Source organism: Fructilactobacillus sp. X3R2C1 (assembly GCF_059901235.1).
Window position 1 is genome coordinate 1 of record NZ_JBWXVA010000070.1, and the last position, 248, is coordinate 248.

The window sequence follows — 248 nt, forward strand, 5'->3', positions numbered from 1 at the left end:
GTGCGCAGCCGATCCGCCAGCGCGTCACCGCCGCGGACGGCGCCCCCAGCGGATCGCTCCCTTCGCGGGCATGACGCTTGAGCAACAGCGCGATCGTACGGCCCCCCTCGGCCACCAACTGCAGCCGCCGGGTGGCGGGCATGCCGATCCGCTTCACTTCGCCGATCACCGCGCCGAGGCCGCGATGGCGCAGCCCCTCCTCCATGATCGCGAGCAGTTCGTCGTCGTCGCGCGCCTCGGCATAGATC

The 248-nt window shown here is 72.2% G+C and carries 1 protein-coding gene; it reads right to left on the reverse strand.

Annotated features, from left to right (window positions below; translation table 11 throughout):
• Positions 1-248 (reverse strand): hypothetical protein (locus AC6UDB_RS07195; RefSeq protein ID WP_500709583.1); only part of this gene is annotated, 248 nt, incomplete at both ends.